The sequence below is a fragment of the Mastigocoleus sp. MO_188.B34 genome, assembly GCF_030065675.1.
GTDB lineage: Bacteria > Cyanobacteriota > Cyanobacteriia > Cyanobacteriales > Nostocaceae > Mastigocoleus.
This window is the reverse complement of the sequence record NZ_JASJDK010000125.1, coordinates 1-22,490: the sequence shown is the minus strand read 5'-3', so window position 1 is coordinate 22,490 and position 22,490 is coordinate 1. Positions and strand designations below refer to the sequence as shown.

16 protein-coding genes, 1 tRNA gene and 1 pseudogene are annotated in these 22,490 nt (G+C 35.4%); 8 read left to right on the top strand and 10 right to left on the bottom strand.

All coding sequences use genetic code 11. The annotated features are described in order from the left end of the window. Window positions 1-937: hypothetical protein (locus QNJ50_RS23225; RefSeq protein WP_300640186.1), on the top strand; the 937-nt coding region annotated here is incomplete at its 5' end. 24 nt (window positions 938-961) lie between these two features. Here the strand turns inward: QNJ50_RS23225 and QNJ50_RS23220 are convergent. The 4 genes from QNJ50_RS23220 to QNJ50_RS23205 form a co-directional block, all read right to left on the bottom strand. Continuing rightward, a complete protein-coding gene (locus tag QNJ50_RS23220; RefSeq protein WP_300640183.1) occupies window positions 962-2,512 on the bottom strand; it encodes a mercuric reductase in 1,551 nt (516 codons plus the stop codon). A gap of 53 nt (window positions 2,513-2,565) precedes the next feature. Beyond that, window positions 2,566-3,291, bottom strand: a complete 726-nt coding sequence (locus tag QNJ50_RS23215; RefSeq protein WP_300640189.1) for a TVP38/TMEM64 family protein — start codon at window positions 3,289-3,291, stop codon at window positions 2,566-2,568. A 187-nt stretch (window positions 3,292-3,478) separates the two neighbouring features. Continuing rightward, a complete protein-coding gene (locus QNJ50_RS23210; RefSeq protein WP_300640181.1) occupies window positions 3,479-4,222 on the bottom strand; it encodes a TVP38/TMEM64 family protein in 744 nt (247 codons plus the stop codon). Between the two features lie 235 nt (window positions 4,223-4,457). Then, a complete protein-coding gene (locus QNJ50_RS23205; RefSeq protein WP_300640178.1) occupies window positions 4,458-5,258 on the bottom strand; it encodes a TIGR04283 family arsenosugar biosynthesis glycosyltransferase in 801 nt (266 codons plus the stop codon). Between the two features lie 263 nt (window positions 5,259-5,521). Here QNJ50_RS23205 and QNJ50_RS23200 point away from each other — a divergent pair, with 263 nt between their 5' ends. Beyond that, window positions 5,522-6,439, top strand: coding sequence for a DUF1186 domain-containing protein (locus tag QNJ50_RS23200; protein WP_300640175.1), 918 nt, complete (start codon window positions 5,522-5,524; stop codon window positions 6,437-6,439). 103 nt (window positions 6,440-6,542) lie between these two features. Here the strand turns inward: QNJ50_RS23200 and QNJ50_RS23195 are convergent, their stop codons facing one another. Further along, the gene (locus QNJ50_RS23195) at window positions 6,543-7,007 is read right to left on the bottom strand and encodes a hypothetical protein (protein ID WP_300640172.1); all 465 of its coding nucleotides are present in this window, start codon (window positions 7,005-7,007) and stop codon (window positions 6,543-6,545) included. Window positions 7,008-7,383: 376 nt separating this feature from the next. Continuing rightward, window positions 7,384-7,677, bottom strand: a pseudogene (locus QNJ50_RS23190) (ATP-binding cassette domain-containing protein); the annotation flags it as partial. 742 nt (window positions 7,678-8,419) lie between these two features. Here QNJ50_RS23190 and QNJ50_RS23185 point away from each other — a divergent pair. Together QNJ50_RS23185 and QNJ50_RS23180 are read left to right on the top strand one after the other, a co-directional pair. Next, window positions 8,420-8,764, top strand: a complete 345-nt coding sequence (locus QNJ50_RS23185) for a translation initiation factor (protein ID WP_300640169.1) — start codon at window positions 8,420-8,422, stop codon at window positions 8,762-8,764. 119 nt (window positions 8,765-8,883) lie between these two features. Beyond that, entirely contained in the window at window positions 8,884-9,045 is a 162-nt protein-coding gene (locus tag QNJ50_RS23180) for a YqaE/Pmp3 family membrane protein (RefSeq protein ID WP_300640167.1), read from the top strand. 216 nt (window positions 9,046-9,261) lie between these two features. Here the strand turns inward: QNJ50_RS23180 and QNJ50_RS23175 are convergent, their stop codons facing one another. Then, the gene (locus QNJ50_RS23175) at window positions 9,262-10,599 is read right to left on the bottom strand and encodes a response regulator (protein ID WP_300640164.1); all 1,338 of its coding nucleotides are present in this window, start codon (window positions 10,597-10,599) and stop codon (window positions 9,262-9,264) included. A gap of 1,085 nt (window positions 10,600-11,684) precedes the next feature. On the opposite strand from QNJ50_RS23175, the gene glpK reads away from it, so the two are divergent. Continuing rightward, window positions 11,685-13,193: a glycerol kinase GlpK gene (gene glpK, locus QNJ50_RS23170; RefSeq protein ID WP_300640161.1), complete on the top strand. Its 1,509-nt coding sequence runs from the start codon at window positions 11,685-11,687 to the stop codon at window positions 13,191-13,193. A 133-nt stretch (window positions 13,194-13,326) separates the two neighbouring features. Here glpK and QNJ50_RS23165 read toward each other — a convergent pair whose 3' ends face one another. Both QNJ50_RS23165 and QNJ50_RS23160 read right to left on the bottom strand, forming a co-directional pair. Beyond that, a complete protein-coding gene (locus QNJ50_RS23165) occupies window positions 13,327-13,560 on the bottom strand; it encodes a hypothetical protein (protein ID WP_300640158.1) in 234 nt (77 codons plus the stop codon). Window positions 13,561-14,605: 1,045 nt separating this feature from the next. Continuing rightward, window positions 14,606-15,844, bottom strand: coding sequence for a septal ring lytic transglycosylase RlpA family protein (locus tag QNJ50_RS23160; RefSeq protein ID WP_300640155.1), 1,239 nt, complete (start codon window positions 15,842-15,844; stop codon window positions 14,606-14,608). A 1,505-nt stretch (window positions 15,845-17,349) separates the two neighbouring features. Between QNJ50_RS23160 and pds the strand changes: the two genes are divergently transcribed. The 3 genes from pds to QNJ50_RS23145 all read left to right on the top strand — a co-directional run bounded on the left by pds (window position 17,350) and on the right by QNJ50_RS23145 (window position 19,915). Further along, window positions 17,350-18,792 carry a 15-cis-phytoene desaturase gene (gene pds, locus QNJ50_RS23155; protein WP_300640152.1) on the top strand — a complete coding sequence of 481 codons (1,443 nt, stop codon included), beginning with the start codon at window positions 17,350-17,352 and terminating at the stop codon, window positions 18,790-18,792. Continuing rightward, complete coding sequence (crtB, locus tag QNJ50_RS23150) at window positions 18,776-19,708, top strand: 15-cis-phytoene synthase CrtB (RefSeq protein ID WP_300640149.1); 933 nt, start codon at window positions 18,776-18,778, stop codon at window positions 19,706-19,708. Before pds ends, crtB begins: the two co-directional genes overlap by 17 nt. Window positions 19,709-19,823: 115 nt before the next feature. Next, window positions 19,824-19,915: transfer RNA gene (locus QNJ50_RS23145), tRNA-Ser, on the top strand. A gap of 212 nt (window positions 19,916-20,127) precedes the next feature. On the opposite strand, the gene QNJ50_RS23140 is transcribed toward QNJ50_RS23145, so the two are convergent. Then, a complete protein-coding gene (locus QNJ50_RS23140; RefSeq protein ID WP_300640147.1) occupies window positions 20,128-21,000 on the bottom strand; it encodes a hypothetical protein in 873 nt (290 codons plus the stop codon). Between the last annotated feature and the right edge of the window lie 1,490 nt (window positions 21,001-22,490).

The window sequence follows — 22,490 nt, the reverse complement described above, 5'->3', positions numbered from 1 at the left end:
TGCTGCTTTAGGTCTTAACTTTAACCCGGAAGAACAATTACATTTAGTTAAAATCGATAATATTTCAAATACAACAACTGCAAAAACTGTTGAAAGTCAAACAATTCCTCAATCTTCAGTTTCTCAATCTTCAACTTCTAAACCTTCTGTTTCTCAATCTTCGGTTTCTCAGTCTTCAACTTCTAAACCTTCTGTTTCTCAATCTTCAGCTTCTAAACCTTCTGTTTCTCAATCTTCAGCTTCTAAACCTTCTGTTTCTCAACAACCCGTACAGAAGTCTAAGACTTTACCAGCAGTTCCAGTAGTTGTTGATTCTTTCAAACAACAAAATAATAATCAAGAAAAACAAGCTCATTCTGTCGCAAAGCCTCGGGAGCAAATCTCACAAACTAAAATCTCACAAACTAAAATTTCACAAACTAAAATCTCACAGACTAAAATCTCACAAACAAAAAGAGCCGAACCAACAATTGATGTAACAGTTATAAAGCCCAGAGATAACTTTGGGAAAGATGCAAGAAGTATACAGGATGCAAATCGTCAATCTTTCCCACAAAAACCTCTACCCCATCCTCAAACAAAACTTCAAACCAATATTCAACAAAATCTCCCACAAAATATCCAAAAACTACCAACAGATAAACCCCAATCTATTTCGATCGCATCCAATTCAGTCACATCAAAGGGTGAGGATACCCGCAAGCAAACACCAGAACAGAAAATCGGTTTAAATCAGCCAGTCAGAACTGAAACACAAGTTATTCACACAATCCGCAGTCAAGAAAAACTAGAAAATAAAGCAAATTCTCAACAGGATAATAACCACGAAAGTGAGGAGCAACAACCGGCTCGAGTCAATAGATTAGCAAAATGGATTGATGAACTTTGTCAAGGTAATAGTTGGGATCGAGATGATATGATTTTTATCCGATTCTGAGAAACTAACCGTAATAATTGAGCTTTATGAAAACTTAGTTAATAAGCCCAGTAGTTTTTTACTTGTAGGTGTGAGTAGGGTACGACGGTAAGCATCAGCAGCTTTTTTGATACATTCTGCTTGGGTCGGATAGGGGTGAATAACGCTACTTAATTTACTCAAGCCAATTTTGTTTACAATGGCGGTAGTAATTTCAGAAATCATTTCCCCTGCATGGCGAGCAACAATCGTAGCACCCAGAATTTCATCAGAGCCTTTTTTATGGAGAATTTTTAGAAAACCTTCTGTTTCACCATCTGCGATCGCTCGATCTACATGGCTAAAATCAATTTTAATCGTGTTAATGTCAAAACCTTTTTCTTGGGCTTCCTGCTCGTACATTCCCACATGAGCAATTTCGGGATCGGTAAATGTTACCCAAGGCATTACTAAATTACTAAGTTTATAACGCCCCAAGCCAAAAGGTGAAAATAAAGTATTTTTGATTACGATTCTTGCTGCTGCATCTGCTGCGTGAGTAAACTTCCAGTTCATACAGATATCGCCTGCAGCATAAATATTAGGGTTGGTAGTTTGTAGATAATCATTAACTATTACCCCTTTACGGCGATCGTACTCTACTCCAACAGCTTCTAAATTTAAACCATCAACGTTGGGGACGCGTCCTGCACCAGCTAAAATTTCATCTACAGTTACAGACTCTTCTTTACCCGTACAAGTTAAAAAGTAAATCTTTTTACCTTCTGGAGTCTTTTCCACTCGCTGTAATTGAGAACCTAGTACCAAACGAATTCCTTCACGCTGCAAAACATTTTGGACGATTTCAGCAGCATCATCATCTTCTTTATTTAAGATGTGAGCACCACGATGAAACAGAACCACCTGAGTACCAAATCGTTGAAAAGCTTGGGCTAATTCAGAACCAATGGGACCACCACCAATTACTGCTAAACGTTGGGGTTGAGTTGTTAAAGAAAATACTGTTTCATTAGTTAAATAACCCGCTTCTTCAATTCCTGGGGTAGGAAGACGTGCAGCTCTCGCGCCTGTAGCAATTACAGCTTTTTTATACTTCAGAACGTAATCGCCTACTTGAATTTTATTTTTATCAATAAAGTGACCTTCTCCTAAAAAGACATCCACACCGAGTTTTTGAAAGCGGGGAGCAGAATCGACATGACTGATACCAGCCCTAAGTTTCCGCATTCTCGCCATTACTGCGGGAAAATCCACATCAATGTATTCTGAGGGATTAATACCAAAGGGCTTAGCCTCGCGGATATCAGCAACTACACGAGAAGAACGAATGATGCATTTGGATGGTATGCAACCAACATTTAAGCAATCTCCACCCATGAGATGCTTTTCAATTAATGCAACTTTTAAACCTAAGCCGAGACCAGCAGCACCTGCAGCAACTACTAAACCTGCAGTACCCGCACCAATTACAACTAAATCATAGCAGTCAGCAGGTTTGGGATTAACCCAATCTGGAGGGTGGACGTGTGAGAGCAACTTCTGATTGTGCTCGTCCATTGGCGGAAGTGTGACTCTTTCAAGTGCTGAATTTGACATGCTTTTGATGGGGATTAGAGATTAGAGATTAGCGAATAGGAAATAACAAAATATTAAATAGTTTCGTCTGCAACTTGGTCTTGGGAAATTTCTTCGTCGAGAGCTTTCTTTGCAATCTTAGTTACGTAGAGAGTTACAGCAACTGTGGCGATAAAAGCGATGATATTAATTATCAATTTGATGGCTGAATTCTCTGGCTGTTCTCCTGCTCCAATTGTGGCGAGATCGCTTGCTAGGGAACCAAAGTAAACATACATTATTGTTCCAGGAAGCATACCAATACTTGCGAAAAAATAATCTTTGAGGGAAACTCCGGTTAGACCATAAGCATAGTTCAAAAAGACGAAGGGAAATACTGGTGAAAGTCGAGTTAAAAAAACTATTTTCAACCCTTCTCGACCTACAGCTCGGTCAATTGCAGCAAATTTTCGATTACCTGCAATTTTATTGGCGACCCAACCCCTAGCTAGATAACGCCCGACTAAGAAAGCTGCAGTTGCGCCAAGTGTAGCGCCGATCAAGACGTACAAAGAACCAAAAAATATACCGAATACAAATCCACCACCAACAGTGATAACAGATCCTGGTAATAAAGCAACGGTAGCAAAAATGTAGAGGAAGATAAAAGCTATCCCGCCGATTGCACCTAGACTATCAATCCACTCTAAAACATTTAGTAATCTGCTATTAATCCATCCTAAAGCATTTTTAAACCATTCCAGAGGATTAAAACCTGCTCCATCTGCAACACCTTGGGCTAAAGCAGGATCTGAATGCATCAAAAATGGGATCGCAAATCCTACAAGAACTAATATTGTTAACCGTAAATATGTTTTTTGCAGAAACAATCTCGAATTTCTAGTCTTTTTTAATTCGCTGGAGTTTTCATTCCAGCGAGGATATAGTATTAATTTATTTGTCATGATTAAAAAATGAATTTTTTAGTTTAACTATTAGAACAAAAACCTATTCTTCTTCAGTTATTTGTGTAGTAACAACACTTTCATTAAGTGCTTTCCGGGCAATTTTGGCGATGTAAACAGTTATAATTACAAAAGCAATTAAACCAATTCCTTGAAGTACCCATTTAGCAATTTGAGTTTCTGGAGTGCTGGGGAGATTTGAACTGTCGAGCCTTGTCAAATCGGTTGCTAAAGATCCAATGTAAACATATAAGACAGTACCCGGAATCATACCGATTGAACCCAAGATATAATCTTTCAGGGATACTTGGGTAACTCCCAACACGTAATTTAATAAATTAAAAGGAAATACTGGTGATAAGCGAGTCAGTAGGACTATTTTGAATCCTTCTTTAGCAATAGCTTTATCTACAGCTCGAAACTGTGGATTTTTAGCAATTTTTCGACTAACCCAATTTCGTGAAAAGTAACGCCCGATTAAAAAAGCAAAAGTTGCACCCAGAGTAGAAGCAATTATTACGTAGATAGAACCCCAAAACAAGCCAAACAAACAACCTCCTTTAAGAGTTAAAATGAAACCAGGTACAAATAGTAATGTTGCTAAGTTATAAATAGCAATAAATGCTATCGGACCTGATTTACCAAGACTTTCCACCCAAATAATTGCTTCTCCAAATGCTTGTTGTAAATTAAGCTGTTTATTGGTAATTATCAGTATCAAAACCAGTAAAGCGATGGAAATTAGCTTTAATTTGGGATTAAAAAAACGTTGCTTTTGCTGACTCATAGCACTTATCAGTTAACAGTTGTCAGTTAACAGTTATCAGTTAATTGCCCTTACAGGCTACAGTTATTAGTTAACAGTTTATGGGTTAATTTGTACCCTTGCGGGTTATAGTTAACATTTCACTGTTAATAACTAACAGTTGGTAACCTACAAGCTGTAACTTGTAACTCTTATAACTTATGTCTTCACTGCTTCTCTATACAATTCAAGATAAGTTGCTAAGCTGAGAATCACCTTAAAAGGGTATAAGTTTTCCCTGACGATATAAGCTACGAAGACGTTGAGGAGAAACGCCTAAAAAGTAAGCAATAATAACAATCTGATTAATTAAGGTAGTTTGAAAAATTCCTTTTTGTAACCAGCGTCTAGCAGATGTGACAACTGGCACAGGAACAATAGTAATTTTACCCAGGGATTTCAATCGTCCGATCAATTCAAAGTCTTCCATTATTGGTAATTCAGGAAAACCACCAATTTCTTCAAAAGTTTGCTTCTTTAAGAATATAGCTTGATCACCATAGGGCATTTCCCATAAATGCGATCGCAATTTTACTCCCCATTCAACTAACCGCAAACCCATACCCTTTGCATCAATTTTCAAGGTAAATGCACCCGCTACAATTTTTGACTTGGAAATTGGTGCTGAAAATATCTTTCTTACCATCACATCAAATTCTGCAGGTAAACGAGTATCTGCATGAAGAAACAAAAGAATTTCCCCAGTTGCTGCTGCTGCTCCTGCGTTCATTTGTAAAGCACGACCGCGATACCCAGAAATAATTTTGATATCCCCATCACCCGCATTTTGCTTACAGTATTGTTTCGTTATTGCAACGGTATCATCTTCAGAACCACCATCTACAACTATCACTTCAATATCTGTCGCTGTATTAATTGTGGCTAGTGTAGCCTGAATATTTTTTGCTTCATTTAGTGTGGGAATGATAATGGAGATTTTTGGGGTATTGAGTTTGTGATTCGTAATTCCCGACAAATTACGTAGTTCCTGTGAGCTTGACTTTTCTTTAGTAATCATTTGAAATCTAAAACTTAAAATCTAAAAATTAAATTATTAACTTGGCATAATCAAGGCTCCGATATCAAAAATATGTTTAATTCAACTTGTTTTCTTTGATTAATATCATTGTCGATTAAGCTGAGAAGACAATAAGTGATTTATGAGATATCGATAAGAAATTATTGGGAAATGCGATAAAAAATTATCCATGCAAGTAGGTACAATAAATATTTCTGTGTAATCAAACTATTTTAGTGCTGTTGTCAAAGGGGATTTTGAATATGCGAGTAGAAGAAATTCTATCAAAATTAGAAAATAATACTGGGGTATTTCCTCGTAGTGCGTTAGAAAGAGCTATTGAGGAGAAAGAAGCTATTACTCCTTTTTTATTATCTACCTTATCCAAATGCAAAGATGACCTCGAGAATGTAGTTAATAAAGATGCATATATTCTACATATTTATGCCTTATTCTTACTCGCACAATTTAGAGAATTCAAGGCTTATCCTCTCATAATAGATTTTTTCTCAGCCCCTGGAGATATCTCATTAGATGCAACTGGAGATGTAGTAACTGAGGATTTACCTCGAATACTAGCTTCTGTAAGTCATGGAGATATTGAACCCATCAAAAAACTGATAGAAAATCAAGAAGCCAATGAATTTGTCAGAGGTGCTGCTATCAGATCCTTAATTGTTTTGGTAGTTCAAGAAATTATTCCTAGAGAGCAAATAGTAGAGTATTTCAAAGAACTATTCTCAACCTTCTTTGCAAATAAACCCCCCATAACCGGTCCAGAAAAAGAACCTGACTTTATCTGGACAGATTTAGTAATTAATAGTTCGATACTTTCTCCTATAAAACTAAAAGAATATATTGAGCGAACTTTTGATGAAGGTCTAATTGAACCATTCTTTTTTGACCGGGATGAGTTTAATCATTATCTTCAAACAGGTTCAGAAAAAAATTTAGATGAGCTTCGTAATGATTGTCATTATTCTTTGGTTGAAGATACAATTTCCGATATGGAATCTTGGTCTTGTTTTGATAGGGAACCGCCAAGAAAATTTCAAAAATATAATCATATGATGGGAATAGAAGGTTTTTCAAATTCAGCGAAAAAAGCAAAAACTAAAATAAAGAAGAAGAAAAAAATGCAGAAAGAATCTCGTCGCAAAAATCGACAAAAGAAAAAATGATTACTCTTCAATAGTCTCTTTGAAAGAAGTCACGTCATATCAACAATAAAGGAGGATAATATTTATCCCCCATTAATATGAATTATTCAATTTTAGGATAGTTTTAACTTACTGCTATTTCTTGAGTTTCCGATTGACCTACTGATTTAACTTGATCCGATAAATATGAATTTAAAAATGCCAAAATTCCCACATCAAACAACAATGCAAACAACACTAGGGGAGTACTACTATGACCCATAGTAGCCCAGGGAAAACTAGAAAATAACCACACAAAAGGAGTTAAATGGGGATTTACCTGTGCAATACCGAATGCAATTGGTGGTAAAAATACTATTGCTGCAACACTACCAATAGACCAAAGATGACGCTTAGAAGTTTTCAACATCAACATAATCTGAGCAACAGTAGCACAAACCATCATTAAAACAATAAACAAACCTACATATAAAATAGCTTGGAATCTACCAACATCATTAATTAGCCAATTTATTGGATCCCAGCGTTCGCCAGCAGAGATCCGCAACATTGGTGATATGACAATCCAAACCATTAGCGGAACGGTCACAATTAATAGATGAATCGCTGTTGCTAAGAAACTTGGACTTTTTTCTGCAAAGACTAAATCTCGTAATTGGGAGTTATACCACCAACCCCGATAGCGAGAAGTTTGTTGATGTTTATATCTAGACCAATCTTGTACAGTTTGACGGACTGGAGATAAAATATCCCTCTTCTGTCACTCTCCGAAAAGTCTTGCAATTTAAAAATTCTGCAACTCTTGTGTGTCAAGGCATCGCCCAGTTATTTATGAATATAATTTCCATAATATGGGAAAATGACAAAATTTTGATTCAAAGTGTCTCAAACTACTGATATAAGGTCTGTTTAAAACTTTCTATTAATAGGAAAAAGCGGAAAGTGACAGAAGAGGGATAGTCCTAAACAGTCAATTCATCATAAAGGGGGTAATCGTCGGGTAAGTAACCCAATCTACGTTTAAGGGTTGGATTGCTTTTATCCCTTAATAGGCGATCGCCATTAATAAATATTTCTCCATTACTTGGTTCTTCTGCTGCAGCTAACATTCTTATTAAGGTTGTTTTACCCGCACCATTGGGACCAATTAATCCATAAACCTCACCTTCTGCAATCTCTAAATCAAGATTATTGACAGCAGTGTGTTTATCGAACTGTTTGGTTAAACCGCGAGTATAAATTGCTAAATTTTTGGTCATAAGTTATGAACCTTAAACGAACCTTGAACGAAAATTGAAGGTAAATTGTTATTTGAGTCGGCTTAGTTTTTGGTTACTGATTGAATTTTGTGGTAAATAAATGTGGTCAAAACATCTGGGAAATAGAGATATCTAACCAACACAGATATAAATTAATGATGGTACAGCTAGCCTAGCCTTATTCTTCACAGATTTTCTGGTCGATTACAGAAATGGAAACCAACTTTTCAGAAATTTCTCAATTTTTCAAGATTTTTATCGATCTGTGTTTTTCAGATATGTGGATTTTATGGATTGAAGTTTCCTTACAATAAAAAGTGAGAACCTTGAACTTAATGTTTTCTTATCTCGTTTAATATGAGTGAAACTTTGCTATACCGTGTAAGAATTTAGAAGTGAGATCTAGTTTTTCTGAACTTATAGCTTCTGAATTTATAGCTTCTGAACCTATAGCTTCTGAACTTATAGCTTCTGAACTTATAGCTTCTGAACTTATAGCATTACGCAATCAGGTTAGGAATTTGGCGAACGCTGTTTGTCCTACGGACACGCTACCTTACGGTTAAGCCTTACGGCAGAGCAGAGCCTAGAGGCTCCCTCCGCCGACGCCGCTACCTACGGAGCACGGCAAAGAAAGCCTCTGGCTGGGCTAACGGCGCAAGCCGCCGTCGCGTGCAATCCGTTAATGACTTACGCTTAGCGCTCTTCTAAACTTGTAACTGCTGAACTTCAATCTAAAAATATGGCTACATCAAAAGGTAAATCTAAAAAGCATTCCGGATGGCGGGAATTTGGTGAGGATAACTCCATTGCAACCGAAAAAGCGACTCCAGATCTACCCCCAGAGAAACAAAATATACGAGTACAATCAACTCGAGCAGGACGCAAGGGGAAAACTGTAACTGTGATTACAGGTTTCCAATCAAAAACAGAAACTTTACAAGCATTGCTCAAAAAACTAAAAAATCAATGTGGTAGTGGTGGAACCTTAAAAGAAAACGAAATTGAGATTCAAGGCGACCACAAACAGAAAATTTTAGAAATCTTAAAACAATTAGGTTACAAAGCCAAAATTAGTGGAGGGTGATTCATATTTTAAGCATGACCTGCTATTTCATTTCACACCTGTCGTTTTATGCCATAAATGTTATCTTAAAAAAAATGATAGATAAAATCCTGCTCATATAAATTTTATAGGAGGGAGCTATGGATTTAGTTCGCATAATTTGTGCCATATTCTTGCCACCTTTAGGAGTATTTCTACAAGTTGGAATAGGAATAGACTTTTGGATTAATCTACTTTTGACTATTTTTGGTTTTTATATCCTAGGAATAGTTCATGCAGTTTGGGTAATTGCTAAAAAATAATTTTTAAGTGTTAAAAATTAGAGATTAAAAAGTAAACTACGTATTATTTGGGTTGAGTAAAATCTTAACCCAATATTTATATATTTAATTTAGATGCTTGTCGATATGAAAAATATTAAATAACAATTTGTTTATTGTTCCGTTATTAAAATAATGATTCTATAAAACACAGTAGAGTATTATTAAATATTTGGTATTTGGCTGTATCAGATTAAGTTACTTTAATGGAAGCCCGATTACAAATTTTGCACCTTTACCGGGTAAAGAAATACATTTTAACTTCCCTTCATGTTTTTCTTCCACGATTTGGCGACTGATTGACAAACCTAAGCCAGTACCTTTACCCATAGTTTTAGTGGTAAATAAGTGTTTAAAGACATTTTTTTTAATCTCGTCAGGTATTCCAGGTCCATTATCTTCGATTGATATAGTAACCACTTGATGTTCTTGAATAAACCTAGTAGTAATATTTATTAAGTTAGGATTATTTTGAATTTCACTGTAAGAACGTCCATTATTAATTTCATCAAAAGCATCGATCGCATTTGCAATGATATTCATAAACACTTGATTAAGCTGACTAGGAAAACAATTAATCAGAGGTAAATCTCCATAATCTTTTTTGACTTCAATATTGGGACGACGCTCATTTGCCTTGAGACGATGTCTTAAAATGAGTAAGGTGCTATCTATTCCCTCATGAATATCAAAATAAACTTTGTTTGTAGTATCAGAGCGAGAAAAGGATCTTAAAGAAGTACTAATATTATAAATACGCTCAGCTCCCGTTTTCATGGAGTCGATGATTTGAGGCAAATCTTCTAATAAATAGTTTAATTCTATTTGTTGAGCATGATTTTCAATCAAAGATGCTACTTCAGGATATTCATGTTGATAAAGCCTTAGATGTTCAATCAGGTTTTGTACATAATCTTCTGTATGCTCTATATTACCAGCGATAAAACTAAGAGGGTTATTAATCTCATGAGCGACTCCCGCGACCAACTGACCCAAAGCAGACATTTTTTCTGTCTGTATTAGTTGCATTTGAGTATTTTGTAAATCTTCTAATGCTTGGGAAAGTTGATTGGTTCTTTGCGCAACTCTTTCTTCTAAATCTTTAGTCAACTCTTCCAATAGAAAATTTTTATGTTCCAAAGTTTTTGTTAAATTACTTAATTTTAAATGTACGCGAACTCGAGCTAAAACCTCTTCTTCTTCAAATGGTTTAGTAATATAATCTACTGCACCAACAGACAAGCCTTTTATTTTATCCTTAGAATCGATAGAAGCTGTCATGAAAATAATTGGTATATCCTGAGTAGTAGTATTTTGTTTGAGTAAATTGCAGGTTTCAAAACCATCAATTCCAGGCATTTGAATATCTAATAAAATTAACTCTGGTTTTTGGTTAAGTACTTTTTTAATCGCATCTTGACCATTAATTGCTAACATTACAGTCATGCCATTTCGCTGTAATGAACGAGACAAAATTGATAAATTAGTAGGCTGGTCGTCAACTATAAGTATCGTTCCCGTTTCTCGGACTTGCATAATTTTTTATTATCTTCCAATTATGATAATAGTATTAACTATTAAAATATTTAATAATATGTAGACCAAATATATTAATATTATTGGTCATAATCTGTAGAACATCATTAGATAAACTAACTACTTTACTCAAGTTAACGTAGATATTTTTTTTGGAATATCCCTCCTCAAAAGTACATTAGTTTAAAATGGCTCTTACTCTTAATGATTTTTCCCACAATTTTTTGTGCCAAAATTTTGATTAAAACTATCTTTTAGCGACAAAAAACAAAGTTAAAAGCTTCAAAATGCCTAAAATTAATAGAATTTAAGTAATAAATTGATTTTTCACCTTTTATAGCAAGTGTTTTGAGTTTCAATAGGATGGATCTAGCATATTATGTCCTGAAGGGCTATATTTTTTTACAAATGCTTAAATAAAATCAAAAAAATTTTTTTATTTCGATAGAACATCAATTACCCGCAAATTGCTGATAATTTTTGTTAATTTTATACTTTTGTTGCTACATTTGTACCTTCTCAGATTTGTGGTATTACTCGTTCATAACAATATGGAATGCAGTATTCTCATAAACCCATTAATAATAAATTTGCTAGAGTTTCTTTGGAGAAATTTGAATGTAAATTAGAGGTATTTTATCAAGACACATATTGCAACAAAATAACGTCTGTGTAGTACTGCGTTGGTTCTCTTTGCTGATATATGTAAGTTTGTGCTTTTATCTTCATTATTTGTTTTAATTTCATATCTTCAATAACATTACATCAATTTTTATTGGTAGAGACAAAATATACATGAACAGGTGATAATACTACGGCAATTTTGCCCTACCTCAGAGACGCTGAAGTTTCCAGATATTTCTGGCATAGATTTTGTAAATTTTACGTGGTGGTACTAATACACCCTTTTAACCACCGCATTTTTTTGTTTTCAATATTATTTTGCAATATTATTTTGAAATGTCCTTATCTTTTTGATTTCTAAGTTTAGTTACACCAAAACATATATTATTTCAACTATGTATTTTTTTATATAAATTTTTTGGTGTATATTTTTTTGTTTTAACTTGGGAGTTTGGAAGAAGATGGGAAATTCAAAGTATATATTAGCGTTAGACCTAGGTACCACAGGTAATCGGGCATTTTTATTTGATAGGAATGGTCAAGTTGTTGGAAAAGCATACAGAGAATTGAGGCAATATTATCCCCAACCTGGATGGTTAGAACACGACCCATTAGAAATTTGGCAAGCTACTTGCTGGGTAGTAAAAACTGCTATCGAAAAAGCAAATATCAATTCAAGTGAAATAGCTGCACTTGGACTAACGGTACAGAGAGAAACTTGTTTGTTATGGAATCGAAACACGGGAGAACCTCTGTATCGTGCGATTGTTTGGCAAGATCGACGAACTGCTCCAGAGTGTGAAGATTTACGAATTCAAGGTTACGCACCAGAAATTTATCAACGTAGCGGACTGGTAATTGACGCATATTTCTCAGCAAGTAAGCTCGCATGGCTGTTGAAAAATCTACCAGACATCGATTATCAAAATACCCTGGCTGGTACTATTGATACCTGGATACTTTGGAAACTCACAACTGGAAAAGTTCATGGGACTGACCACAGTAACGCCAGTCGTACTATGCTCATGAATCTTGAAAATTGTCAGTGGGATGAAACGTTATTGGATTTATTTCAAATACCTATAAATATTTTACCAATAATAAAACCAAGTTTCGGAGAATTTGGAGTTACAGATCCACAAATTTTTGGTACAGCGATTCCCATCACTGCAATCTTGGGAGACCAGCAAGCGGCTTTATTTGGTCATGGTTGCTGTCGTCCTGGTTTAATGAAGTGTACTTATGGGACTGGTAGTTTCTTGGTTGCGAATACAGGGAAAGATATAGTTCGTTGTCAAAATAAGCTCCTAAGCAGTGTCGCATGGAGTCAAATAAACCAAAATGGTAACTTGGATGTAAGTTATGCTTTGGAAGGCAGCATGTTTACCAGTGGTGCTTGCATCCAATGGTTGCGTGATGGTATCAAAATCATTAAAAGTGCTGCAGAAACAGAATCAATGGCAACAAGAGTGGAAAACAATGGTGGATTGTACTTTGTCCCTGCTTTGAGTGGGCTTGGCGCACCTAACTGGGATATGTCTGCTAGAGGAAGCTTTTTTGGGATTACTGCTGGAATAACCTCAGAACATATGGTACGTGCTGTTTTGGAAGCAATTGCCTATCAAGTTAAAGAAGTAATAGAAATTATTGATACAGTCAGCATTAGTCCCATCAAAATATTAACAGTAGACGGTGGCGCTTGCGAAAATAATTTCCTCATGCAATTTCAAGCAGATTTATTAGAAATAACTGTGGAACGTCCAATGATGTGCGATACAACCGTACAAGGAATTGCATTTGCTGCTGGTATTGCTATAGGATTTTGGGACAACATCGAAACTCTTCGAGAACAACGAATAATTGAACGTTTGTTTGAACCAAGTAAAGATCGTAATGATGTTCAAGCTGGTTTTAGGACTTGGCTGCGTGCTGTTGAACGCTCAAAGCATTGGTTAACTCCCACACCTTAAAAAGTCCCAGGTGGAATTGAATTCTTGGTTTTGCTAAAAAACGCCAGACAGATAGCAGTCGTATACCAACAGCCCTCATAAAGTAAACCTCTAATTTTTGCCTCTTACTCTCTCTCTTACTCTTTGTTCTACCCTAAAAATCATCTCCTTCTGGCTCTGACATCCAACGATTTGTAACTTTTTCTTCTATTAATCCTTCCTGAATATATTTCTGATAACGTGGATTATTTTTTATTTCTTCGGGAAGCCAATTCTCCCCAAGGCGCAGTCGATACTCTCCCAGCATTAATGCACCAACCTTTTTACCTGCAAGCTTTTTAGGATGCAAAATTACACAAATAAGCTTCTTCTTGTTTGATTTACTCATAATTTTCAGATTATTAAGTTTGATATGTAATCTTCAATATGGAACTCAAATTTACGTTCTGGAAAAATAAGCAAGCATTCTAATTTAAATCAAGAGCAGATGAAAATATGATGCACAACATTATTATCTGGTATAGAAATTAGCCTAAATACTTCTAAATCAAATATTATTCAAATCTCTCTAATTCTTAAAGCCTCTACTACTTTGCCCCGGTCCTAAAGCTAAATCAAATCATTTTTTGCCAATCTAAGTCCTGACAATTTAATAGAGTTAGTGATACATAGAATTTCTTGGGTATCATAATCCAATCAGAATTATTAAATCAAGTACATAATTTCCTTGACTACAACAATCCTGAATCATTCATAAAAATCAACTAGCATTACTATATCTGCATGTTCAGAATGTAAATAATTATTAAAATTATTTTGGTGTAGCGCAAAAATTACAACTTACCCGAGCTAAGTAAAGCTATGTGAAGTCAGATATAAAGTAAATATCATGCTATTAGGGCATTGTTGCTAGCGATCGCTGACACCATCATTCTGCATAGCTTTGAAGCGAAGAAAGTACGCTCTGAATACTTTTGTCAGCTTATCTTGATGTCATTTAATGCCATAATTTCACACTTACGAACAATAGTATATATAGCAAAATAACAAATAAATGCAGGTATTGCTAGTTACAAATCCCTACATTTATTCGTTACCATGAAATAGTAATCGAATCGTCAAATAATCCCTGGTATCAGTCCAGGGTTTTTTTATATATACATATGCTCACAGTTTTATCTCAGGTAAAAAGTAAGATATACTACTTAATAATGAAGTATAAAAAATACATATTTGTCTTTGTAAATTTTGGCATCATTGTTTTCAGTTTGAGAAAATATTTTCATTAACCAATATATTGAAATTTGATGGACAAATGCTTAATTTTTTATTTAAATTATCTTGGAATGAAAATCCAATGCTCAAATACTGAATTCTCAGTACGCAGACAAGCAAAATCTTCCCATCGAAAGTAAAAATCCAGAATCTGAGATTCAAAAACTAGAGACTGTTACTACACTTGCAGGAGATTTCCGATTTTTCCCTGCTTGAGTTGCTTTTGTTAAATTAAATTGGACTTCCTCAGGCTTCATTATTACTGCTTTATAAGGTACAACTCCAGCTTTCTCACTACCGATACAACGTGCTGCAACTCTTGATAAATCCAGGCTTCTAGGAGGTATATAGGGACCGCGATCATTAACCCTAACTATTACTGCTTTTCCTGTTTGAGTATTGGTTACTCGTAAAAAAGTATTGAATGGTAGGGTTTTATGAGCCACAGTGAATTCATTTTGGTTGTATCTTTCACCATTTGCAGTCAAGCGTCCATGAAAATAGTCTCCATACCAAGATGCAAAGCCAGAGAGACTTTCTTGGGAAGGTTTTAGATTATGCATTGTGGCTTGTCCTTCTATCAAGGATAGTCTCGGAGTTTGAAGTGCTGAACGTAGATTATTGATCCATTCAATTGCAATTAGATCGGGATTACGACGATTTTTTCGAGAAATTTCTTTGCTTATACTAAATAAAAAACGATTTCCTGCCATCAAGGCTGGGGTTCCATTGATAAAAGCTGGTTTAAGTTTAGAAGCATGGAAATTTGACGAGTCTAGGAGTCTCTTCAAACGCAGTTGCATCAAATTAGCTTGAGATCTATTTGGTAGATTGGCTATCAGATGATTTTTTAACCAAACCTCATATTTTTCTTTTCCTCTACGAATCACAAGCACTGCTGACGACATTGATTGGAGATTATTTTTTGTATTGCTTGTAAAACGGAAAATCTTTTGCAGTGCTTGACCAAGCCATCCTGACGATGACTGCATAACTCCTGAGGATACAAAATCTTGCTGCAAAAATCTAGTTTTGATGAGTTGAATAGACGCAGGGAAGCTAGATTTAGTTTGTATTTGCGGTGATTGAGGAAAAATATTTTGAGGAGAAGAACAAAATTTAGTACTACGATAGATAGTTTTATGAGCAGATTTTGGTGCCGACAAAGAATTGACTAGTGTTTCATTTTTCCAATCTATCTTCAAAAATCTTGAAGGGGAAATTGCTACATTCCATAAATTAAAATGTGATGGAAAAATTTCACTTACAGAACTTTCAAACCTCGAAACAACTCTCTTTTGTACAATGGTTAAAGGCTGACTTGGTGGCAAAATTTGATTGAAAGACCAAGGTGCACTAAACCAAGATGTTACCCAAATTATCCCAAAAAATAGCATGGTTCTTTCAATTTTATTTTAGTTACCGTGCTTCTGAATAAAACGCAAATCTGCTTTTAGCAAAAAAGGATTTTCAACAATTAAATTGCTATATATCTAAATTTGCAAAAGAGACAAGCTATATTTTTTACTCATATTCCTAGTTGATACTCACTGAAGCTTACCTTATCTTTAAAGTGATTGACAGACAAATAAGACATTTGCATATTAATTCATCAAATAGGGGCTTTTACAATTTGAATTTTTTATAAATGATATCAATTGCCTCATTTAATTATTTGCAGTATTTCAAGTAACAGTGTAAATACTTATTCAGTAAATGTATATTATTTTTTATGTTTGCTAAATGATATTTTTTAAAGATTAACTAGATTTTGAAAGATATTTTAAATAATAAATCTGTATCTACTTTGGTTTTAGATTTTCTGAGGTTTTTAACTCTTACTATTATTATTTCTAGAATCTTAAAAATATTTTTTCTGTTTTGAATAGTTAATTTAATTTGATACTGAAAATCACAAAATAAACTTTATTCCTCCTCGATGAAACATACAAACTGATTTATATTTACTAATATCTGAGATACATATGATAATTAAACTGCTAAGTAAATAAATTAAAAGAAAAACAAATCTATTGAGAATATTTATTTATTAGGATTGTTATGAGGGCTATTTGACTTCGACTAGTATGCTGGCAAGAGATGACTATTTCTTAGTGAGTATAGTTTCATGACCGATCTTGTAATAATCTCGCATCTTGAATAATATTTATGTTTGTGCTCTAATCTCAAACTAAAATTAATTTATTATCAAAACATTTAGCGGAAGATTTCTGTTAGTGTGTGAGAATAAATACATATATCTGCTTTAAATTTTTATTTGCATTTTACAATCTGCTTAAAAGACTATTAGCGCTACGCTGAAGTCATTAGCAGATCCGTAGGTAGCGCAGCTAAATGCAAAGACGCACTTACGGTATTTGGACGCAGCAAGCTGTTCATCCGCAGGATGCGTACTAACGCCTCTGGCGCGTCTCACGCCGACGCCGCAGGCTATAGCTTGTCCGTAGGACTAATAGACCGTGCCTAGAGGCTAGAGGCTCCGCCGACACCGCAGGCTCTGACTACGTCACCTACGGATCCGCCGACGCCGCAGGCTCTGACTAACCTCACAAACACGGGTCTGGGGAACAAAAGTATTGTATTCTCTAGCTTTTAAGTTTTATAAATGCTTGCTTTATTTTCGCCGTATTGTACTAGTAAAAACAATTTCTAGTGAAAAAAACTCGCACTCAATGAATTATGAGGTAATCCTGTGTTAAGTTACTAAACTAATCAAATTACTTAGCAAAGTACAGATAACGCAGGAATCTTAAGATAGTTACGTAAAGAAAATTTTGAAATCATTTACGATAATTAAGTTATGACTGCAAAATGTAACGGATTGCAAAGTATAATGAGAACGACAAAGTTGTAAAGAAATATTGGGTAATAGTAAAGTTAAATGCGAGTAGCAATCGCAGGAGCAGGTCTAGCAGGACTTTCTTGTGCCAAATATCTGACCGACGCAGGTTACACTCCCATTGTTTTGGAGAGTAGAGATGTACTGGGCGGTTTGGTAGCTGCATGGAAAGATGCGGACGGCGACTGGTATGAAACAGGACTGCATGTGTTCTTTGGGGCATATCCCAATATGTTGCAGTTATTTAAAGAACTAAAAATAGAAGATCGGTTGCAATGGAAAGAGCACACCATGATCTTCAATCAACCGGAAAAGCCCGGTACCTATAGTCGTTTTGATTTTCCAAACTTGCCAGCACCGCTAAATGGAATTGTGGCAATTTTGCAAAATAACGATATGTTGAGTTGGGGTGAAAAAATCCAGTTAGCGAAAGGGCTGGTTCCTGCAATGCTCCGGGGACAGAAATATGTTGAATCAACAGATCGGTACACTTTTTCTGAATGGTTGAAGATACAGGGTGTAAGCGAAGAAGTTCAACAAGATATTTTTATTGCCGCATCGAAGTCACTAAACTTTATAAATCCTGATGAGATATCAGCTGTAGTATTGTTGACAGCACTCAGGCGTTTTCTCCAGCAAAAAGATGGTTCGAAGATGGCATTTCTAGATGGTGCCCCTCCGGAACGTCTTTGCCAACCGATGGTAGATTACATTACTGCCAGAGGTGGAGAAGTAAGGCTGAATTCTCCTCTAAAAGAAATCATGCTCAATCCTGACGGAAGTGTGAAAGGCTTCCTTATTAGGGGATTGAACGGTGTATCTGATGAGATGTTAACAGCTGATATCTATGTATCTGCGCTACCAGTAGACCCACTTAAAGTTATGTTGCCAACTTCTTGGAAAAATCTAGAATTCTTTCAGAAGCTAGATGGACTAGAAGGGGTACCGGTAATTAATTTGCAATTGTGGTTTGACCGTAAACTAACAGATATTGACCAATTACTGTTTTCACGCTCGCCTTTGCTCAGTGTATACGCTGACATGAGTAATACCTGTAGAGAATATGCTAATTCTGAAAGGTCAATGTTGGAATTAGTTCTTGCGCCAGCTTCTGATTGGATTAATAAATCTAATGAAGAAATTTTGCCAGCCACTCTTGCAGAATTAGAAAAACTTTTTCCTCAACACTTTGGCGGAAAGAATCCAGCCAAATTGCTGAAATATCACGTCGTGAAGACACCGCGTTCTGTTTATACAGCAACTCCGGGTCGCGAAAACTACCGTCCTTCCCAGAAAACTCCCGTAAATAATTTTTATCTTAGTGGCAGTTATACCATGCAACCTTATCTCGGTAGCATGGAAGGTGCCGTACTTTCTGGTAAGCTGACAGCGCAGGAGATTGCCAGCGCAAACAAGGTGGCAAAATCTTCTGGAGAGCACAACACGCTAAAACCTCAGCCTGCAACGAATGCTGCAACTGCCTGATTCACCTCTATGCATGAAAACTTCCGTCTCTGTGGACGAATCCTACAAACTTTGTCAGCAACTCACAGCAAAGTATTCCAAAAGTTTTTACCTCGGTACTCTGCTGATGAGTCCAGCAAAGCGTCGAGCGATATGGGCAATTTATGCTTGGTGTCGCCGTACGGATGAGTTGGTAGATGGTCCCGCAGCTGCAATGACTACTCCGGAGACTTTAGATCTCTGGCAAAAGCAGCTAGATTCAATTTTTGCCGGCAATCCGGTAGATGATTTTGATGCGGCTTTAGCTGACACCATTGAAAAATTCCCAATGGATATTCAACCCTTTGAGGATATGATCGAGGGTCAGCGTATGGATTTATACCGAAGTCGTTATCAGACTTTTGATGAGTTATACCTTTACTGTTACCGAGTTGCTGCTACGGTTGGTTTAATGTCTACAGCAGTCATGGGAATAGATACTTCTATGAATACTGCTCCCTGGAATAAAAATAAACCACCATATAATCCAATTCAAGAGGCGGTGGCTTTAGGAATTGCCAATCAATTAACTAACATCTTACGGGATGTTGGTGAAGATGCCCGTAGAGGACGCATATATCTTCCCCTCGAAGACTTGGAAAGGTTTGATTACACTGAAGAAGATTTATTCAAAGGTGTAATAGACCAAAGATGGCGCGAACTGATGCGTTTCCAAATCAAAAGGGCACGTCAGTTTTACGTCCAAGCACAAAAGGGTATTCATTATTTATCAACCGATGCCCGTTTTCCTGTTTGGGCTGCGCTGATACATTACAGTCGCATATTAGCGAAAATCGAACGTAACGATTATGATGTATTCAGCCAACGCGCCTACGTGCCGCAATGGCAAAAACTTCGCAGCTTGCCTATCGCTTGGATGCGAGCTCAAGTTCTCTAGTGAATGGCATTTCAGTCACTAGTCTGTTAGTCTTCATAAATTTAGACTGCAGGCTATTGACTGGTAGGCCTTGACAAAATGCAAACGAGTAAATATAATTTATAATCGTTACCTTGGAGAGGTGGCTGAGTGGTTGAAAGCGGCAGATTGCTAATCTGTTGTACGGATCGTAAGGCCGTACCGAGGGTTCGAATCCCTCTCTCTCCGTTTTACACATTTCAAGTTAAATTATTTCAAGCATAGTTTGGCTTAAAATATTTTAAAATTTCAGGGTAAATTCTAAATTTGTAAAATAGAAGTCGTAGGAAATAAATCTTAGACAGCATTTTTACTTGAGTAGTTTTTATATAAAATGTTTTTATTTAAATATTTATAAAAGTCAGCAGTTATTATACTGCTGACTTTTATTTAATTTAAGATTAAAGACCTTTAAAGTTGTAACCGACTCCAAGCATCAAACCAATATCTGTATCATCGAAGAAAGCAGCACTTATTGCAGCATTTGCTGTGAATTGGGAATTCAGAGGCACATCTACTCCACCTGTTACCAAGAAAGCTGTTTCAGAATCATCACCTGTCTCAATAGCTGCTCCAGCCCCTATATAAGGAGCAATTGGTAGTGGTTCGGTAAATGGATCTGCTGCATTTAAAGAAAAGTCATAGGTAAGGGGAACGAGAAACATGGTATCGTCACCAAGTACAGCTGCAGGACGTAATGATATTTTTTTAGTTAACCCTACTTTGCTGATAACAATAAAATTACCGTCACCAAGGGCTGAAGTACCATCTAAACCAATATTTGCACCAATTCCAATGTAGCTGGAACCACCACGAGTAGCTCTACCAATACCAATATCTGCTTGAGCTAATTTTTTTTCTGAGTTATTCTCAACTTCTTTGGAGTTTTCCTCTAAAGACTGAAGAACTACTGATGAAGTGGAAACGGTTCCAGGAATAGGGGTAACTATATCGATCTGATTTTTTGGATTTATGGTCTGGGAAATTTGCTCTTTTTTCAGACTACCTTGTGTTGATAGTGGTTGTAATGATTTTTGGTTACTCGAAAATGCCTCAGAAATTGGAACAATCATCTCCGGACTGGAAATTTGTGGTTTATTTTCATCCCAATTGAATTCTCCTTGAGGATTGGACACTTGCAAATCTACTTGATTACTTATTCTAGGTACTTGATTTACTGTTTCAGCAACTGCAGAATTTCCATTGCTAATGACTGCTAGAGACGCCAAACCCAGAAAGCTAAATACACTCTTACGTAGGAAACTTGTATTCACATTCACTCCTTAAAATTTTGCTCCGAAAAAATATTTACATGAATTTTATGATAGACGTTGCTATTTTAAGTCAACTTTTTTTAAAGCAACACCCAATATTAAATTCCAAAAACTAACATTTATGTATTTTCTGTAATTCAAGGCTTTGTTAATTGATATGGCGGTTTCCGTTTGAGTACATTACAGTTTGTGTAGAGATGTACCAGAGGCGAACCCAATGCCGTTCACAGTCCCTACTCCTCTCTATGCATAAAAGGAATATCACCCTATGTCAACGTGCTTCCACAAGGATTGCAATTGTGCAAAGAATAATTCTGCGGAGAATAGAACTAATATCTCAAATCAGCAACGCCAAATTTTATATATATTATGATTTTTAGCCATGCATCCTTAATTGTTATGAGTCGCAACCATGGATTAATTTTTTAGGGTGAGTTTGGGGTTATTTCTTTTAGATAATACTTACGATAGAGAAGCATAGCATTCATATAGTGTTAAGCTACCCATAATTTCTCTAGTTTTGAACTAAATTTTTTGTATTTAAGCAAAAATATAATCCAACAATGTAATTTATCGTTATCCAGGTATCAACTGTAATTTACATCAGTATCTCAAAATAAATAAAATTTTATAACTCTTAAGTAATTTCAATACTATAACATAAGAGCTATAAATGAAAATTTATCACTCCTCAGTAGGGATATAAATTCTTTAAAGATATTCTAAATTTTAAAGATTACAGATAATGTTTTATGTGAAAAACACGTAAATACTTCTAATTTCTCTTTGGTTTATGTTACTTTAAAAATTATCCACAAGATGAGTTACGACTTAGCTTATAGTGCGGATATATGATTCTTATTTAGCAGTATATAAAAGTTAGGTCTAGAAGTTAGTTATTACATAATTTGTCAATTAATCAGAAGGTTTATGAATGTCAATAATCTAATGTGATATTTTAGTGCTTAGCTGATAAATATGACATTACTAACATATTAATAACCTTCATTGTTTCATTCTGTAAGGTATTAGTACTAAAACTCATGTTGGTGAGACTATGTAGCTCTTCAGACTATTAATTTGATTTTGCTAATTTCCCTTTCTAGGCTCTTTTACTTGAGAAATTATCTTGTTGAATATTGGATTGGAGTATAGGTTATCTATATTTAGTATTTCTAAAAATTGAGAATACAAATTGAGAGAATAAACTTAAATAGTGTTGGGGTTTTTATCTTTAAGGCTCATCTAATTACCTTTAATAGTTGTGATTTTTTATGAAATACTAATTGAAATAAGTCATATGAGTAGCGACTCAAACCAATTTTAATATTTCTAATTCAATATTATTGAATATGATTAAAAATCAATACTGAATTTTATCAAAAGTCAATAATATTCAATATAACTGAGGGTTATTTATCATGAGATTTCAGATGATATAATACCCAAATTTGTATTAATTAACATCCCACAACTAATAATTTATAGCT

What these genes read in the sequence shown, in the direction of transcription:
- QNJ50_RS23220 (WP_300640183.1), bottom strand. Translation starts at nt 2,512, where the DNA reads ATGTCAAATTCAGCACTTGAAAGAGTCACACTTCCGCCAATGGACGAG.
- QNJ50_RS23215 (WP_300640189.1), bottom strand. Translation starts at nt 3,291, where the DNA reads ATGCATTCAGATCCTGCTTTAGCCCAAGGTGTTGCAGATGGAGCAGGT.
- QNJ50_RS23210 (WP_300640181.1), bottom strand. Translation starts at nt 4,222, where the DNA reads ATGAGTCAGCAAAAGCAACGTTTTTTTAATCCCAAATTAAAGCTAATT.
- QNJ50_RS23205 (WP_300640178.1), bottom strand. Translation starts at nt 5,258, where the DNA reads ATGATTACTAAAGAAAAGTCAAGCTCACAGGAACTACGTAATTTGTCG.
- QNJ50_RS23200 (WP_300640175.1), top strand. Translation starts at nt 5,522, where the DNA reads ATGCGAGTAGAAGAAATTCTATCAAAATTAGAAAATAATACTGGGGTA.
- QNJ50_RS23185 (WP_300640169.1), top strand. Translation starts at nt 8,420, where the DNA reads ATGGCTACATCAAAAGGTAAATCTAAAAAGCATTCCGGATGGCGGGAA.
- QNJ50_RS23180 (WP_300640167.1), top strand. Translation starts at nt 8,884, where the DNA reads ATGGATTTAGTTCGCATAATTTGTGCCATATTCTTGCCACCTTTAGGA.
- QNJ50_RS23175 (WP_300640164.1), bottom strand. Translation starts at nt 10,599, where the DNA reads ATGCAAGTCCGAGAAACGGGAACGATACTTATAGTTGACGACCAGCCT.
- glpK (WP_300640161.1), top strand. Translation starts at nt 11,685, where the DNA reads ATGGGAAATTCAAAGTATATATTAGCGTTAGACCTAGGTACCACAGGT.
- QNJ50_RS23165 (WP_300640158.1), bottom strand. Translation starts at nt 13,560, where the DNA reads ATGAGTAAATCAAACAAGAAGAAGCTTATTTGTGTAATTTTGCATCCT.
- QNJ50_RS23160 (WP_300640155.1), bottom strand. Translation starts at nt 15,844, where the DNA reads ATGCTATTTTTTGGGATAATTTGGGTAACATCTTGGTTTAGTGCACCT.
- pds (WP_300640152.1), top strand. Translation starts at nt 17,350, where the DNA reads ATGCGAGTAGCAATCGCAGGAGCAGGTCTAGCAGGACTTTCTTGTGCC.
- crtB (WP_300640149.1), top strand. Translation starts at nt 18,776, where the DNA reads ATGCTGCAACTGCCTGATTCACCTCTATGCATGAAAACTTCCGTCTCT.